This is a genomic window from Pseudomonas sichuanensis (assembly GCF_003231305.1).
In the GTDB taxonomy this organism is placed as follows: Bacteria; Pseudomonadota; Gammaproteobacteria; order Pseudomonadales; family Pseudomonadaceae; genus Aquipseudomonas; species Aquipseudomonas sichuanensis.
Genome location: NZ_QKVM01000022.1, coordinates 1 through 13697, shown reverse-complemented (window position 1 = coordinate 13697; position 13697 = coordinate 1). Strand labels below are relative to the sequence as shown.

The 13697-nt window shown below is 55.3% G+C and carries 16 protein-coding genes and 1 pseudogene; 8 read left to right on the top strand and 9 right to left on the bottom strand.

Translation table 11 applies throughout. From position 1 onward, the window contains the following. The first annotated feature begins 5 nt into the window (after window positions 1-5). Both DM373_RS13455 and DM373_RS13450 read left to right on the top strand, forming a co-directional pair. On the top strand, window positions 6-1475 hold the full coding sequence (locus DM373_RS13455) for a TnsD family Tn7-like transposition protein (protein WP_012316938.1): 1470 nt from the start codon (window positions 6-8) through the stop codon (window positions 1473-1475). A gap of 914 nt (window positions 1476-2389) precedes the next feature. Continuing rightward, on the top strand, window positions 2390-3301 hold the full coding sequence (locus DM373_RS13450) for a DUF4238 domain-containing protein (protein WP_016489903.1): 912 nt from the start codon (window positions 2390-2392) through the stop codon (window positions 3299-3301). 43 nt (window positions 3302-3344) lie between these two features. Here DM373_RS13450 and DM373_RS13445 read toward each other — a convergent pair whose 3' ends face one another. From DM373_RS13445 to DM373_RS29220, 3 genes and pseudogenes are all read right to left on the bottom strand, one after another. Then, the gene (locus DM373_RS13445; protein WP_016489902.1) at window positions 3345-3674 is read right to left on the bottom strand and encodes a hypothetical protein; all 330 of its coding nucleotides are present in this window, start codon (window positions 3672-3674) and stop codon (window positions 3345-3347) included. Beyond that, window positions 3671-4072: a hypothetical protein gene (locus tag DM373_RS13440; protein ID WP_024717850.1), complete on the bottom strand. Its 402-nt coding sequence runs from the start codon at window positions 4070-4072 to the stop codon at window positions 3671-3673. The genes DM373_RS13445 and DM373_RS13440 overlap by 4 nt, the downstream gene beginning before the upstream one ends. A 155-nt stretch (window positions 4073-4227) precedes the next feature. Further along, a pseudogene (locus tag DM373_RS29220) lies at window positions 4228-4421 on the bottom strand (transposase); the annotation flags it as partial. Window positions 4422-4823: 402 nt separating this feature from the next. On the opposite strand from DM373_RS29220, the gene DM373_RS28720 reads away from it, so the two are divergent. The 4 genes from DM373_RS28720 (at window position 4824) to DM373_RS13420 (ending at window position 6184) form a co-directional block, all read left to right on the top strand. Continuing rightward, entirely contained in the window at window positions 4824-4997 is a 174-nt protein-coding gene (locus DM373_RS28720; protein WP_016489901.1) for a hypothetical protein, read from the top strand. Window positions 4998-5056: 59 nt separating this feature from the next. After that, window positions 5057-5380 carry an antitoxin Xre/MbcA/ParS toxin-binding domain-containing protein gene (locus DM373_RS29655; RefSeq protein ID WP_012316933.1) on the top strand — a complete coding sequence of 108 codons (324 nt, stop codon included), beginning with the start codon at window positions 5057-5059 and terminating at the stop codon, window positions 5378-5380. A gap of 145 nt (window positions 5381-5525) precedes the next feature. Then, entirely contained in the window at window positions 5526-5858 is a 333-nt protein-coding gene (locus DM373_RS13425; protein ID WP_012316932.1) for a DUF2790 domain-containing protein, read from the top strand. A 137-nt stretch (window positions 5859-5995) separates the two neighbouring features. Then, a complete protein-coding gene (locus DM373_RS13420) occupies window positions 5996-6184 on the top strand; it encodes an AbrB/MazE/SpoVT family DNA-binding domain-containing protein (RefSeq protein WP_016489899.1) in 189 nt (62 codons plus the stop codon). 105 nt (window positions 6185-6289) lie between these two features. Here DM373_RS13420 and DM373_RS13415 read toward each other — a convergent pair whose 3' ends face one another. From DM373_RS13415 to DM373_RS13390, 6 genes are all read right to left on the bottom strand, one after another. Next, on the bottom strand, window positions 6290-6745 hold the full coding sequence (locus DM373_RS13415; protein WP_012316931.1) for a DUF411 domain-containing protein: 456 nt from the start codon (window positions 6743-6745) through the stop codon (window positions 6290-6292). Further along, entirely contained in the window at window positions 6735-7517 is a 783-nt protein-coding gene (locus DM373_RS13410) for a c-type cytochrome (protein ID WP_012316930.1), read from the bottom strand. The genes DM373_RS13415 and DM373_RS13410 overlap by 11 nt, the downstream gene beginning before the upstream one ends. Window positions 7518-7527: 10 nt before the next feature. Continuing rightward, window positions 7528-8643 carry a copper resistance protein B gene (locus DM373_RS13405; protein ID WP_012316929.1) on the bottom strand — a complete coding sequence of 372 codons (1116 nt, stop codon included), beginning with the start codon at window positions 8641-8643 and terminating at the stop codon, window positions 7528-7530. Next, window positions 8633-8956 (bottom strand): hypothetical protein, encoded by a 324-nt coding sequence (locus tag DM373_RS13400; RefSeq protein ID WP_012316928.1) that lies wholly within the window; start codon window positions 8954-8956, stop codon window positions 8633-8635. Before DM373_RS13400 ends, DM373_RS13405 begins: the two co-directional genes overlap by 11 nt. Before the next feature lie 14 nt (window positions 8957-8970). Then, the gene (locus DM373_RS13395; RefSeq protein ID WP_012316927.1) at window positions 8971-10788 is read right to left on the bottom strand and encodes a copper resistance system multicopper oxidase; all 1818 of its coding nucleotides are present in this window, start codon (window positions 10786-10788) and stop codon (window positions 8971-8973) included. Window positions 10789-10969: 181 nt separating this feature from the next. Beyond that, on the bottom strand, window positions 10970-11176 hold the full coding sequence (locus DM373_RS13390) for a co-regulatory protein PtrA N-terminal domain-containing protein (RefSeq protein WP_012316926.1): 207 nt from the start codon (window positions 11174-11176) through the stop codon (window positions 10970-10972). 165 nt (window positions 11177-11341) lie between these two features. Here DM373_RS13390 and DM373_RS13385 point away from each other — a divergent pair, with 165 nt between their 5' ends. Both DM373_RS13385 and DM373_RS13380 read left to right on the top strand, forming a co-directional pair. Continuing rightward, window positions 11342-12019, top strand: coding sequence for a heavy metal response regulator transcription factor (locus DM373_RS13385; RefSeq protein ID WP_012316925.1), 678 nt, complete (start codon window positions 11342-11344; stop codon window positions 12017-12019). Beyond that, window positions 12019-13416 carry a heavy metal sensor histidine kinase gene (locus tag DM373_RS13380; RefSeq protein WP_016489896.1) on the top strand — a complete coding sequence of 466 codons (1398 nt, stop codon included), beginning with the start codon at window positions 12019-12021 and terminating at the stop codon, window positions 13414-13416. The genes DM373_RS13385 and DM373_RS13380 overlap by 1 nt, the downstream gene beginning before the upstream one ends. Window positions 13417-13697: the final 281 nt, after the last annotated feature.

The following is a 13697-nucleotide window of genomic DNA, read 5'->3' as shown; positions in this document are numbered from 1 at the left end:
GGTCAATGGATCGCTTGCATTGGTTTCCTCAGCCGTTCCCTGATGAGTCTCTCTACAGCCTGGCGGTCCGTTATCATAGGCTGTCGTCGAACGACAGCTATCGCCGGACAAGCCAGGAGTTGTTCGGCGCGTATTCCAGAACCTGTGGCTCTATCCTGCCGTGCTGCTTGGGTGCTCTGTCGCAACGGTTAGCATCAGCTTATTCGGTAGAGCATTTGATCGATCGCTTTACCCTTTTGCCTCTGTACGAACCTTTTTTGAATGACACGAAGAGCAAAGCCGCGCGTATCGCCATGACTGGTACCGACGGCACGGGCCTGAAAATGAGCCTGGGTCTCACAGCCTCAGGCTTCCTCAAGCACGCGTCGTTCAGGTACTGCGAGAGGTGTGTTGAAGAAGATATTCAAAACTGCGGCTCGGCCTACTGGCATCGTATTCACCAAGCAATGGGTACTTGCATCTGCCCGCTCCATGGAGAGGTGCTCTGCGGGACGATGTTTCCGGATGGAACTGACTGGCGTTGCATGCTGTTTCCGGCGGAGGCAGCGGGGTCGCCAGTGATGCGGGCTCCTGACTCTTCAGCTGCTGTGATAGGTGAAATGCAGTTTTGGGGACTTGAGCACCCAGCGGATGTACAAAATCTGCTGACCGGAAACTTCCTTCAGCATCGTCTGGATGAGATGGGGTTTCTTAAGGCTGGTCGGGTGAGGGAACAGGTATTAAGGAGCTTCCTGACGCCGCGTCTTCTCTGTAGCCCTCGCGCTAATGAGTTCCAGGAGCTCAGTTGCTCTTGGGACTGGGTGTTGGGCGTCGTGCGTCCACGCGGGGCGGTCGTACAGCCATTAAAATTCTACTTTCTTTGCTGGCTCCTTGAGGCAGACCTTGAGCACCTCAAATCCTTTCACCCGCGAGCTGATGCTCGCAGCGGTGAAGCGGCTAGGGGCAACGATACTAGGCCCCTCATAGAGGACGGCGAAATTGAGGCACGCCGCGAAGCTTTCTCGAGCAGCAAGAACGCGAAATGCCATGATAAGCCGGGCTATCAGTGGCTTTACCGCCATGATAAGGAGTGGTTAGCGCAGTATGTGTCTGCCCATCCTTTCATAAGGGTAAGGAGGGGGTTGGTCGATTGGCATGCGAGAGACGCAGCGCTTGCTCAAGATCTGCTAATCGCCAGGGACCAGATTCTGTCTACGCAGGGCAAACCGAAAAAGGTGACCCGCGCCGCGTTAAGCAGGAAGGTCGCTCGTAGCCATGATTTTTTGAGGGTACCTGATAAGTTCCCAATAAGTACTTTGTTGATGAAAGATATTCTCGAATCTGATCATGACCATCAAGTTCGTAAAATCAGATGGGCGGTGAGACATTATCTTCTATCTGAGCGAAGTGCTATAAGTGTTGTGTACCGGCTTGCTGGGATTCGGCTGTCTCATGTAACTGATGAGGAGGTACTAGGTATTCTATCTACTGTATGATATTTGCGTTTGATGAAGTCAGACCGAATAAGTTCATTAACTTCGTTTTGCAACTGAGTGCACGCGGCACTGTTTGTTAGCAAGTCTAGGTATCTGGCAGCGGTGCGACAGCCTAGGAAGGCTTGAATTACGAAGTTGTAATCAGTCGCCCCCTTTGAATAGGGATTTATAGTTTTTGTGCCGAGCTCACGCACTATAATTTCAGACACGTATCCATAATTGCCGTATATTTCATCGAAATAATTTTTGTATAAGCTTTTGGTCACTATCCATTCAGCGTTGTGCGTTTTAGCTGGAGGGCCTTTGTAGTTCAGAAGTTCTGCGATAAATATTGAATACAGATGGTTCGGTGATTTCCATTGACGTGTCGGGTTTTTGTATTTTTGACTGCATATTCCTAGTTGGGTTATTTTATGCTTATTAATGGGGGTTGAACATGCGGGGCAGATAGTTATGAGGTCAGAACCATGGATGCTACAAACCTTAACATAAGACTGTACATGGCTTCGATGTACGTACGCTGTGCCGTGATTCTCAAAGTCCTCGAATGCGCATTCGGGGCAAATTTTTTTCCAATAAGCGGGGGTTACTATTGTTTGGTTTGTAGGTCGGCCTAGCGCTGCGGTGAGAGGGTACAGGGTGTGGTTGTGCAAAACCTCTTCCGTGATTTTTCGTTCAGTAAATAAGGAGGGAAATTTAAAAATTGCGTACCCCCTAATTTCCGCTTTTCCCCCAATTCCTTTGCGTCCGTAACCTGTTCTTGGTATCGGTCTTATCCGGAAATCCTCATGTGGCAGGGTTCGGATACCGAGCATCTCGTTTCCCCGCTGCAGTGCCGACGCCACATATTCTCCAGGTAATGGTGTGAAAATCTTCATTGCTATAGCATCCTCATTTTTGGAGAGAACCACTGCATGCCGAATCCCCCTCGCAATCACCATTTCGTTCCACAACACTTTCTCAAGGCTTGGCAATACGCTCCTGGGAGAGTCTTCCGCTACCGCCGACTGCCTTCGAATGGTGCGCTGGAAATCAAGCCGGTTGCTATAAAACATACTGCTTCGATTGAGGACTTGTACCGTATCGACTTTCCCGATGGGGGATTTGAGGTCGAATCCAGCCATATTACCCCGATGATTGATGAAGCGGGCCATAAGATCATCGAAAAGGCACGTAGCAGTAGAGTTCAGGGTTGGAACCATCTGGACCGCCGACAACTGGCGAACACCCTGACGTTTCTGGAGGCTCGCCATCCCGACATTCTAAAAGCCATGGATATCCGCTCGGAACTCGATCTTATTAGGCAAAATATGAAGGATGAGCAGATCTCATCACATACTTCGATCAATGAAGTGGTTGACTATTTTAAATCAAGCAAGTCCCTCGGTGCGATGTCGTTAGTCCTATTCGCCCAGAACGAGATTTCGCCGTTTATTGACGAGGCATTTTCAGATGGACTCTTGAAGGCAACCATGCGGGAGTACAATTGGGAACAACCGGGCTTGCTCGCATCTGATTACCCCGCATCTCGCTGGGGAGACTATTTGAGGGACCTGTTGTTCATCATCGCCATCTCGCCAGGTAAAGCTTTAGTATTCTCCAATAACCCCAACGTTGTCGTCTATGATCATCTCAAGCCGCACGTACGTGCTCGGCTGATCAATCTGTATTCCTTGGCGAAGGCGCGCACGGCTTATTACTTCGACGAGACTCAGGGCGAGTTTGTCAGCGCTCATCTCGGCTGGGCTCTAAACCGCTCCACTCTTTCAAAGCAGCGCGACTACGTCAAAGATTTTTTACTCGCCGAGAATGCTTGGGACCTCTAGCATTTTTCCAGATGGCAAATTGCCTTCAATTGACCAGTGAGCCTCATTGAGGCTGACCATGAGGAGCCGGTTCCAGCAAATCTATAGCAGGCCGGTAGCGATACTCTTGCGGCGAAAAGCGTCCCTGGGGGCCAAAAAACAGCCTGGCTGTGAACTTTTCCAAGTAGGTCACCGCTTCCTCTGATGCGTGCTGTACGAAATAGGCCCGCTGCGCTGCGGGCAGTGTGGCGCGGTGAATCAGACAGGCCTTCACCATTTCTGCCAGCACAGAACCGCGAACGTCGTAACGCGCATCTACGGTGTGCAGGACAGTGCAATAACAGGACTGGTATGCCGATTGATGATCGACCTGCCATTGGGTATCCCGATTCATCCCTGGCTCCCCGCCTGCCAGGAGGCTAGGAACTGCAGCACTCGTTCAACTTGAACCTGACTGACCAGTTGCTCCGCGGTCTGCTGTTCGAAGGTCGGTAACGGCTCGAGTCGAAACCAAGTGATCGCCCGTTCGACGGCGACTCCGCTCTCGTCTAGGGCCAAGATCACCCGCAAGACATCCGCGATAAAGCGTTGCGTCGCTTCGGCGTCGGATGCGCTGGTAGCATCTGGTTTGCTGTGACGATAGGCAGCGATCTGACCGGCAAACTCGGTAGGGCTGAGGCCAAAGATCTCGGCATAGCGCTCGACCGAATAAGGCGCCCCGCTCGTAGGACACAGGTAGTCGATCAGTTCGGCGGCCGACAGTACCGCTGTCTGGAGTGTCCCCTGGTTCATGGCGCATTCCTCCTGCCACGTTTCGCTCACAGCATGCCCCCAAACCTGCGAGAAGCAAAGCTCCCGTTCGCTAGCCCAGGCCATTTATGACCTCATTTTCCAAGGAGTCCCCAAAGCTATTTTCCGGAGCTGGTCGGAACCAAGCTCATCCCAATGCTGACGGAAAGATGGTTGAGATAGCCATAGATGTTGATCTTCAGCAGTGCAGCAGGGTACGCAGGGCGTCCAGTTTCGGTGAGAACCACACCACTGAAGCCCAACGGGTGAGATCAAGCTCATCGTCGAGCACATCGATTACTCGAACCTAGTTAGTATCTGCGACATAATCATCCAGGCTCTCAGGCCGCAACGTGCATTAATCTCGATGCTTGCCTTGGAGGAATGGCCTCATGGACTACTCCGCTATGACTGCCGACGGCAGAATAACATTAGCACTGGTCAAGGTTTTACACAGCCTGGGCCGGTAGAAGACGCTGGCGAGAGGCAGCTAGCAGCATGCGGCACTAGTTTTCTACGCTTGGTTTTCCGATCAACCGAGAGTGCTTTGGTTGGACCATTGGCGTCTAAAAGGCTAATAATCGCTCTGCAATTTAAGCAACAGCCTTTTCGGCCAAAAAGCCAAAACCAGGCCGTGAGTGGGTCCGGGCAACTGACAGGATCTGCCTGTATTTCGCTGTCCACAGGGCCCTTTTGTGGAGTGTTTAGCAAACCGATACTATCGTCGCATTACTTTCACGCCTAGGACCCTTTTATGCATATGAGCTTCGGAGCTGGCGACCTTAACGAATACCTTGCTGACCTGTCGGGTTATAAAGTTGGTTTGGCTTTAACCCTGGAAGAACTCTACGACCATCTCAGTGGTGAAGAAGGATACGCAGATCTCGCGCGAGAATCTGAGCAGGGCGGAACCACCCCGACGGGTTGAGCCAGCTGGAGCTCCTGAGTCTAGTCCAAACAGGATTCTTTTTCAGCGACGTGAAGTGCATGGTCGAGTCATCGAGCCTGTTCAAGGCTCGTAACCTCGTCGGGCGAATCACAGGAAGATCGACCAGAAGCATTCACCGTCTGAGCCATCCCGCTCAGGCCCATCGTCTGGATGCCCAGCAGAGCGCGGTGGCGTTCCAGTATGCGAAAGGACTGGAGCTTGCATCGAAGGTATTTGGCTCTCAGATGCTCGCGGAGCAGTGGCTTTGTCGGCCGTGCGGCCGTTTGTTGGGGTTTGTACCCTTCGAGATGCTCGACACGTCGCTCGGGTTCAGCGTCGTAGCGGACTATCTTGAGCGTATACGCTTGGGTGTCTACCAGTAGCTTGCCTGAGGGCGAGGTTGGTATGCGGCGAGGAGGCAACGCTACCTCTTTTTACATGCGGGACTTACAACCTTGTAATTCCCGTATCACTCAATTGACAGCGATCAACCCCTAATCTTCAGTCACGTTTATTGGAGTGATTGAAATGAAAGTCATCAAAAGTATCACCGCTATCCTGGCCCTAGTGGCTTCGTCAGCCGTACTCGCCGAAGGAGGATCCGACCGTCTGCATGGAAAGATGATTCAGGCCAATGAGCAAGCTATGCGAGCTTATGCCGCTGCCAAGGGAAAGAACCCACCGGAGGTGATCCACTATCGCTACGGGATGCGGCTCGACGTGGCGAAGGTGATCAGCATGACGTCGACCAAGGCGAGCTGTGACGTGATGCCGGCACAGATGAATTACGAGGATTCCAACGGAGACGTGAAAATCCTTGAATACCGGACCGCTGGAGTCGGTTGCCGGGGCCAGAACTGAGCACTGAGCGAGTGGACAGGACTTACTCTGATAAAACGCCGGGTTGAAGCGTCAATTCCGGCAATAGATCGCCTGGTTACCGGCTTTCATGACTGGTGGAGTACGATGAGGACTGGTAGCTCAGGCAGGAGAGTCCAATGACTCAATCAGCGCGCACCACGGTAAAGTGCCTAGATCCCGGCGACGGCTCCGGCGATGTGATTGTGGAATTACCCGATGACATTTTGCGCGAGCTCGGGGTCACGACGGGCGACAGACTCTCCATCGAGCTCATCAACGGCGATATCGTACTCAAGCCAGTCCGCGAGCGCCGTGAATCTGACTAGCTACCCTTTGTAGCCCCTCTCTGTCGTCCTGTTGAGCTGATGAAGCTTTCTAGCGGGGGAATAAGGGACGGCAGTCAGCCTACCGCCGTCCTCCTGGTAGGTGCGTTATTTGGCTGGATAGTTGGCGACTACTTGGTCCTCGCCGCTTTTGATTAAACCAATGACTTGGTAGGCATGGCTTACGCCATCAACCTCCATGCCTGGGGACCCAGCTGGCATTCCTGGTACGGCGATCCCGACTAGATCGTTCCGCCCCCTGAGTTCTCGAATCTGCTCAGCTGGCACGTGACCTTCAACAAACTTTCCGTCGATCACAGCTGTGTGGCAGGACGCTAACCGTGGCGATACGCCCAGCTTCTGTTTCACTGCGCTCATGTCCGTCTCAACATGGTCGGTCACTTTGAAACCATTGGCTTCCAGGTGCGCGATCCACTTCTTGCAGCAACCGCAGTTCGCGTCTCGGTGAACGTCGATGGACAATGGCTCGGCAGCATAGGCCGCCGAGGTCACCAGAAGCCCAGCGATAGCGGCTAGCCGAACGAATATCCGGTTAGTTGGCATGAGTGTGCTCCTTACCGTCTTTGTGAACATGCGTCTTTGGCGACGATGTCGGGTGGGCATCCGAATGGGCCTCGGCCGCATTGTGGTCACCGTGATGATCTGCCGCTTGAGCGGAGCCTGCGGGTGCAGCTCCATGGTCGTGAGCTGCCTGGGCATGATCGTCGTCTGCCGCTTCATCGTGATCACCATGCTCGGCACGACCGCTCCCGCCGTGCTGGCCCTCATGGTTGTGCATATCGCTTTCACCGCCGCCGTGCTGGTGGCCGCCGCTCGTGGCCACCAAGGCCTTGTACTGCTCGGCATTCATCTGGGGCAGTTGATCCAGGAACGCGACGATTCCCCAGATGTACTCATCGCCCATGCTCTTGCCCCAGGCGGGCATGCCCGTGGCTTTGATACCGTGCTTGATTGTCCAGAATGCGGCGGCTGGATCGCCTCCGACACCCACCTTGGTGAGGTCGGGTGGCGACGGGTATAGCGCTTGGCTTAGCTCAGTCTTCCCAACGCCAGGGGCAAGGTGACAGCCTATACACATGGCGTTGTAGTTGCCCGCCCCCGCTTTGATCAACGCGGCTTCCTTCAGATCAGGGACTTCGATGTCTCGCGCTCGAACCTCAATAGACCGATCACGAGCCATGGCGAGAAAGGAATGGACTGCCGGGAAGTGAGGATCATCAGCGCCGACATTCACCAGACCGAAATAGGCTGTGCCCAATACCGCAGCACTTCCGACAGCACCGGCCCCAAGCAGCGTTGTAATTGTTTTTTTCATGTTGGAATTCTCAGAACCACATCCGGATACCGGCAACGAAGCGTGCCTCATCAACATCTCCACCCTCGTCTCGGATGAAGTCAGCGGTGTTGCCGTAGGAGCGGCTCCAGGTAACGCCTATGTATGGAGCAAACTGGCGGACAATTTCATACCGTAGGCGCAGCCCGACTTCGGTATTGGCAAGGCCCGAGCCAACGCCGCGCTCAGGATCGTTCTTGCCATAGAAATTGACCTCGGCCGTGGGCTGCAAAATCAAGCGATTGGTCAGCAGGATGTCGTATTCGCCCTCAAGACGCGCAGCAGTCTGACCGTTCTCGCCTATAAACGCCGTGGCTTCGGCCTCGAAGTCATACAGAGCCATGCCCTGAATACCAAAGGCTGCCCAGGTCTGTGGGGATTCCGGTTTGAAATCCTGGCGGACCCCGGCGACCACATCCCACCAAGGGCTGACCGAGCGCCCGTACAGGAGTTGCAGCTCAGCATCTTCGGTTACCCCATTGGTGCGCTCGCCTTCCGAACGAACCCAGAGGCGATTAATGTCGCCGCCTATCCAGCCTGATGCGTCCCAGGCCAGGGTGCTGCCCTCATCGGCGTCCTGGTATTCGAGCTGGTCCAACAGGAAGAAGCTGTTGATTCCGCTGTCGTGCACTTGGTGGCCACCCAGGGGCGGAAAGGCCGACTCGCGATCCGCATCAGTGAGCACTGGAATCGGCGTGCGGCTCGTCGTGGTCGGAGAAGTCGCTGAGCTATGGTTCATCTGGGAATGGTCCATGCCCTTCATAGAGCCGTGATCCATGCCCTGCATGTTTCCATGGTTCATTTTGCTGTGGTCCATCTTGTTGTGGTCCACCGGGCTGGATTTACTCTTGCTTTGAGCATGCCCCATCTGGCTGTGATCAACAGGGGCAGGCTTTTTCTGCTGTTTGCCCATCCCCATCTTGCTGTGATCCATCGCCGGCATCGATTCGGATGGAGCAGCATCCATTTGCATGGAGCCGTGCCCCATTTTCGAATGATCCATGCCCGAGTGATCCATTTCTTCAGCAGCGAAGCTGGGCGTTACGCCCAGCATGCTGATCGAAACGGTCAGAGCCAGCAGCGAAGGCCGCCCGAGGCTATTGGCCATCTTTCCCTGCCTTAGCTTTGTCGCTGCCATGCGATTTCATCATTTTGTCGTGGTCCATGCCTTCCATCGAGCCATGGTCCATTCCCTTCATCGAGCCGTGGTCCATACCTTCCATGGAACCATGGTCCATGCCTTCATGGTTCATCCCCTGGCCCTGCTTGTCCTGCGAGCCTTTGGCTTTGCCGGCCTCTGTGGTTTTCTGGGAATGCTGATCATGATTGTCGCTGGACCACGACGACGGGGCATAAACAGCCAGAATGCCTACCATCGCAGCAGAAAGGAAAAAGGCGCTTCGTTTCATTGGTTTGCTCATCTCAAATCTCCAGTTCATTCGTCCACACGTACTTCTCGGAACATGCCCATTTCCATGTGGAACAGTAGGTGACAGTGATAGGCCCAACGTCCCAAGGCATCTGCGGTGACGCGATAGCTTCGTTTTGAGCCAGGTGGCATGTCGATGGTGTGCTTGCGAACCATGAAGTTGCCGTTCTCGTCCTCCAGATCACTCCACATACCGTGGAGGTGGATGGGGTGAGTCATCATGGTGTCGTTGACCAAGGTGATGCGAAGACGCTCGCCATATTTCAACCGCAGCGGTTCAGCGTCGGAGAATTTGATACCGTCGAACGACCACGCGAACTTCTCCATGTGGCCGGTAAGGTGCAGTTCGATTGTCCGTCCAGGCTCTCGACCATCGGGATCGATGAAGGTGCTCCGCAGATCGGCGTACGTCAGCACTCGACGCCCGTTGTTGCGTAGGCCAATTCCCGGATCGTTCAGCTTTGGCGTTGGCGACATAGTCTGCATATCGACCAGTGGGTTGTTGGTCTCGGAAGCCGGATGGCTTTGCATTGCGCCGCTCATGCCGGCCATGCCTTCATTGCCCATCCCAGTCATCTTGCTGTGGTCCATACCGGCCATGCTGCCGTGGTCCATTCCAGCCATCTTGCTGTGATCCATGCCGGCCATGCTGCCCTGGTCCATGCCAGCCATGCTGCCATGATCCATTCCGCCCATGCTGCCGTGGTCCATGCCCATATCGCTCATGGCGATGATCGGGCGTGGATCTACCGCCGGTACGGGCGCTTGCAAGCCTTCGCGAACTGCCAGGGTGCCTCGGGAATACCCGGTACGGTCCATGGATTGCGCGAAAATCGTATAGGCCTGTTCGTTTTCAGGCTCGACGATGACATCGTAGGTTTCAGCAACGGCGATCCGGAACTCATCGACCGATACGGGTTTGACGTACTGGCCGTCGGCAGCCACAACCGTCATCTTGAGCCCAGGAATCCGGACATCGAAATAGGTCATGGCCGAGCCGTTGATGAATCGCAGGCGGATCTTCTCGCCGGGCTTGAAGATACCCGTCCAGTTGCCGTTCGGAGCTTGGCCGTTCATGAGGTAGGTGTAGGTATACCCGCTCACATCTGCGAGGTCGGTGGGGCTCATCTTCATTTCAGCCCACATCTTCCGATCCGCTACAGCGGCCGACCAGCCTTTCTCGCTCACGTCGTCAACGAAGTCGCTGACCGTGCGCTTGTGGAAGTTGTAATAGTCGGACTGCTTCTTGAGTTTGGAGAGCACCCGCGCCGGGTCCTCATCCGTCCAATCGCTGAGCATGACGACGTAATCGCGGTCATATACAAACGGCTCGGGATCCTTAGCATCGATCACCAGTGCGCCATAGACCCCAGACTGCTCTTGGAGGCCTGAGTGGCTGTGATACCAGTAAGTGCCGTTCTGGTGGACCTTGAACTTGTATTCGTACATGCCATCGGGAGCGATGCCGTGAAAGCTCAAGCCCGGCACACCGTCCATATTGGCGGGCAGGATTATGCCGTGCCAGTGAATGGAGGTGTCCTGTTTCAACCGGTTGCGTACACGCAGCGTCACGGTGTCGCCTTCGCGCCATCGCAGGATCGGCCCAGGCACGGAGCCGTTGATGGCCATGGCCGTACGAGCTGCCCCCGTAATGTTGACGGGCAGTTCACCGATATACAGGTCGAATTCATTGCCGCTGAGCACGTTCGGTTGGCCAGGGCTGGTCACAGCCCAGACCGGCGCGCGCCACATGCCGAGCCCACCCAGAAGTCCGGTAGCGGCCAGGCCTTTGACGAATGATCGTCTCGTGGTTTTGCTTTGCATGCCGTTGCGTCCAGTCAGGTAGATCGCTGATATCCAGGCTGCTCGATGGCGCAGCCCTTGGGTTCGTTGGAGCTCTCACCAGTCTCGTAGACTTTCGCTACTGCGCGAGGCTGATGAGAGGCCGTAGTCTGAAACTGCCATAGTTCAGATTCCGGAGTGATTACATTTCTGTAAGCTCGGATCAGCAGCTCTCGTGGCCGACATGCTTGCTGGACTGTGCGGCGACCGGCGGCTGCTCTTTCTCCTGCTGCGCAACCTGATAGGCCTGCATGGAGTTTTGGCGAGCCGCTTCCATCCGCGCAAAGGTCCGGTCCGCGCCGCCCTCTGCCAGGGCGATGCCTGCCATGCCGAAGGTAACGACCACCACAATTGCTTTGACCATGTTCATCTGGAGATCCTCAGTGGGTTCTGCGCCTCATGGCGTCAGGTACAGGGTCAAATTAGCCTCGCGGTGCTGTCAGAAAACTGATCGCGACATTACTTTTCCGTCAGCTTCTGGTTGGGCGTCTTTTTTCCTGCAAACTGGAGATGCACTCCGCGTGGATGAGAGCAGATGAAATTACTCGTAGCCGAAGATGAGCCGAAAACCGGTGTCTACCTCCAGCAAGGCCTAACAGAGGCTGGCTTCACTGTAGACCGGGTGATGACAGGCACTGACGCCCTGCAACAGGCGCAGAGCGAAGCGTATGACTTGCTGATCTTGGACGTAATGATGCCGGGGCTCGATGGCTGGGAGGTCCTGCGCAAGATCCGGGCAGCGGGGAAAGACGTGCCGGTCCTCTTTCTCACGGCCCGTGATGGCGTAGATGATCGCGTTAAAGGCTTGGAGCTGGGTGCTGATGACTACCTTGTGAAGCCCTTTGCGTTCTCTGAGCTGTTGGCTCGGGTCCGCACACTGCTGCGCAGAGGCAACGGTGGTTCTGCTCAAACCACCATGAAGATGGCGGACCTTGAGGTTGACCTGCTCAAGCGCCGGGCTACGCGAAACGGCAAGCGGATCGACCTTACTGCCAAGGAGTTTGCCCTTTTGGAGCTGCTCATGCGCCGACGCGGGGAGGTGCTCCCCAAGTCGCTGATCGCTTCTCAGGTCTGGGACATGAACTTCGACAGTGACACCAACGTGATCGAGGTCGCGATTCGCCGACTGCGGGCCAAGATTGATGACGACTTCGCGCCAAAGCTCATCCATACCGCCCGAGGCATGGGCTACATGATGGATGTGGCAGAGTGATGCGCCCGCAATCATCGCTCGTCAAGCGACTGACCCTGATGTTCATGTTCGCGGTGACTGCTGTCTTGGTCGTTGCCGGCGTGGCTTTCTACGGGCTCAGCCAGCACCATTTCCGGATGCTGGATGAGCAGGCGCTCTCCGAAAAGCTGGAGTCAACGCGTCATATTCTGTCCATTTCAGCAGCGCGAGGCGATCAGGAGCAGCAGCTGCGGGCATTGCTCGGCGCACATCAGGATCTTTCGGCGAAAATCACCAAGGCTGACGGAACGACCCTTTTTTCAGACTCCAAAGCCTCCCAAATTCCTCAGCGGTTCGAGCAGGCGCGCCAGGGTGCGGTCTGGGAGTGGCAGGATGAATCGCAGAACTTCCGCGGTATCACCGCCCAGTTGGCCATCGCGGGCGAGCCGGAACCTGTGACGGCGGTGCTGATGCTCGATGTCACCACTCATGCCCATTTCTTCCACACCTTGCAGTGGTGGTTCGGGATCGGCTTGGTGATCAGTGCAGTGGTGAGTGCAGGCTTGGGCTGGGTCGTGGCCAAAAGCGGGCTTCGGCCTGTCGGGCAAATCACCAAAGTGGCGACCGCGATGTCAGCAAGATCGCTCCGCGAGCGCATTCCCCTGAAGCCCGTACCGATTGAGCTTCAGGAGCTCATCCTGTCTTTCAACGGGATGCTGGGACGATTGGAGGATGCATTCGTTCGGTTGTCCAACTTTTCTGCCGATATCGCTCACGAGTTGAGAACGCCGGTCAGCAACCTACTGACCCATACTGAAGTGGTGCTCACCAAGAAGCGTGACCTGGATGCATATGAGGAAAACCTCTATTCGAACCTGGAAGACCTCAAGCGCATGTCGCGCATGATTGACGACATGCTTTTCCTCGCCAAGGCGGACAACGGTCTGATCGTGCCCGAGCAGATCGATGTGGACCTCTCCGAACTCGTATACAAGCTGTTCGAGTACTACCAGTTCCTGGCTGAGGACCGGGGCATTCAGCTGACCCTCCAAGGTCGTGGCAAGGTTCGTGGCGATCGCCTGATGATTGACCGAGCGCTTTCCAACATTTTATCGAACGCGTTGCGCTACACCCCGGAAGGCAACGAGATATCAGTGCAGATCGAGCAAACACGTGAAACCGTGACGCTATCCGTACGTAACAGCGGAGTAACCATCGATCCTCAGCACATTGGCAAGATCTTCCACCGGTTCTATCGGGCCGATCCAGCCAGACGCGAAGGCGGGCCAAGCAATGCAGGCCTAGGCCTGTCGATAACACGCTCCATCATCGAGGCTCACAGCGGACGAATTTGGTGTACTTCAGCGGAGGGTGTCACAACCTTCTTCATCAGTCTCCCAGCCTCCATGCGGTTGGTTGGTGCAGCCCCAACCCCTTAATGGTGAGTTCATCCCGGTAACCTATACTCGCCCATCCTGATTCTTATCGTGGCGCTTCCGCTTAACGGGATGGCGGGCATCGATTCGGCGACTGAACCTTGCCCAATGCAGACCATGGGCATGGAAATGATGGCGGGCATGGACCATGCCTGCTGCCAGGACCAAGACCTGGGAAAGACTGGTGACCATACCAATCCTGCAAGGTAGGCCAGGAGTGCAGGACTGCCAGCACAGTGCAGCCCAGCTTCCTAACGCCTGGACTGACTATGCCAAGCCACGAC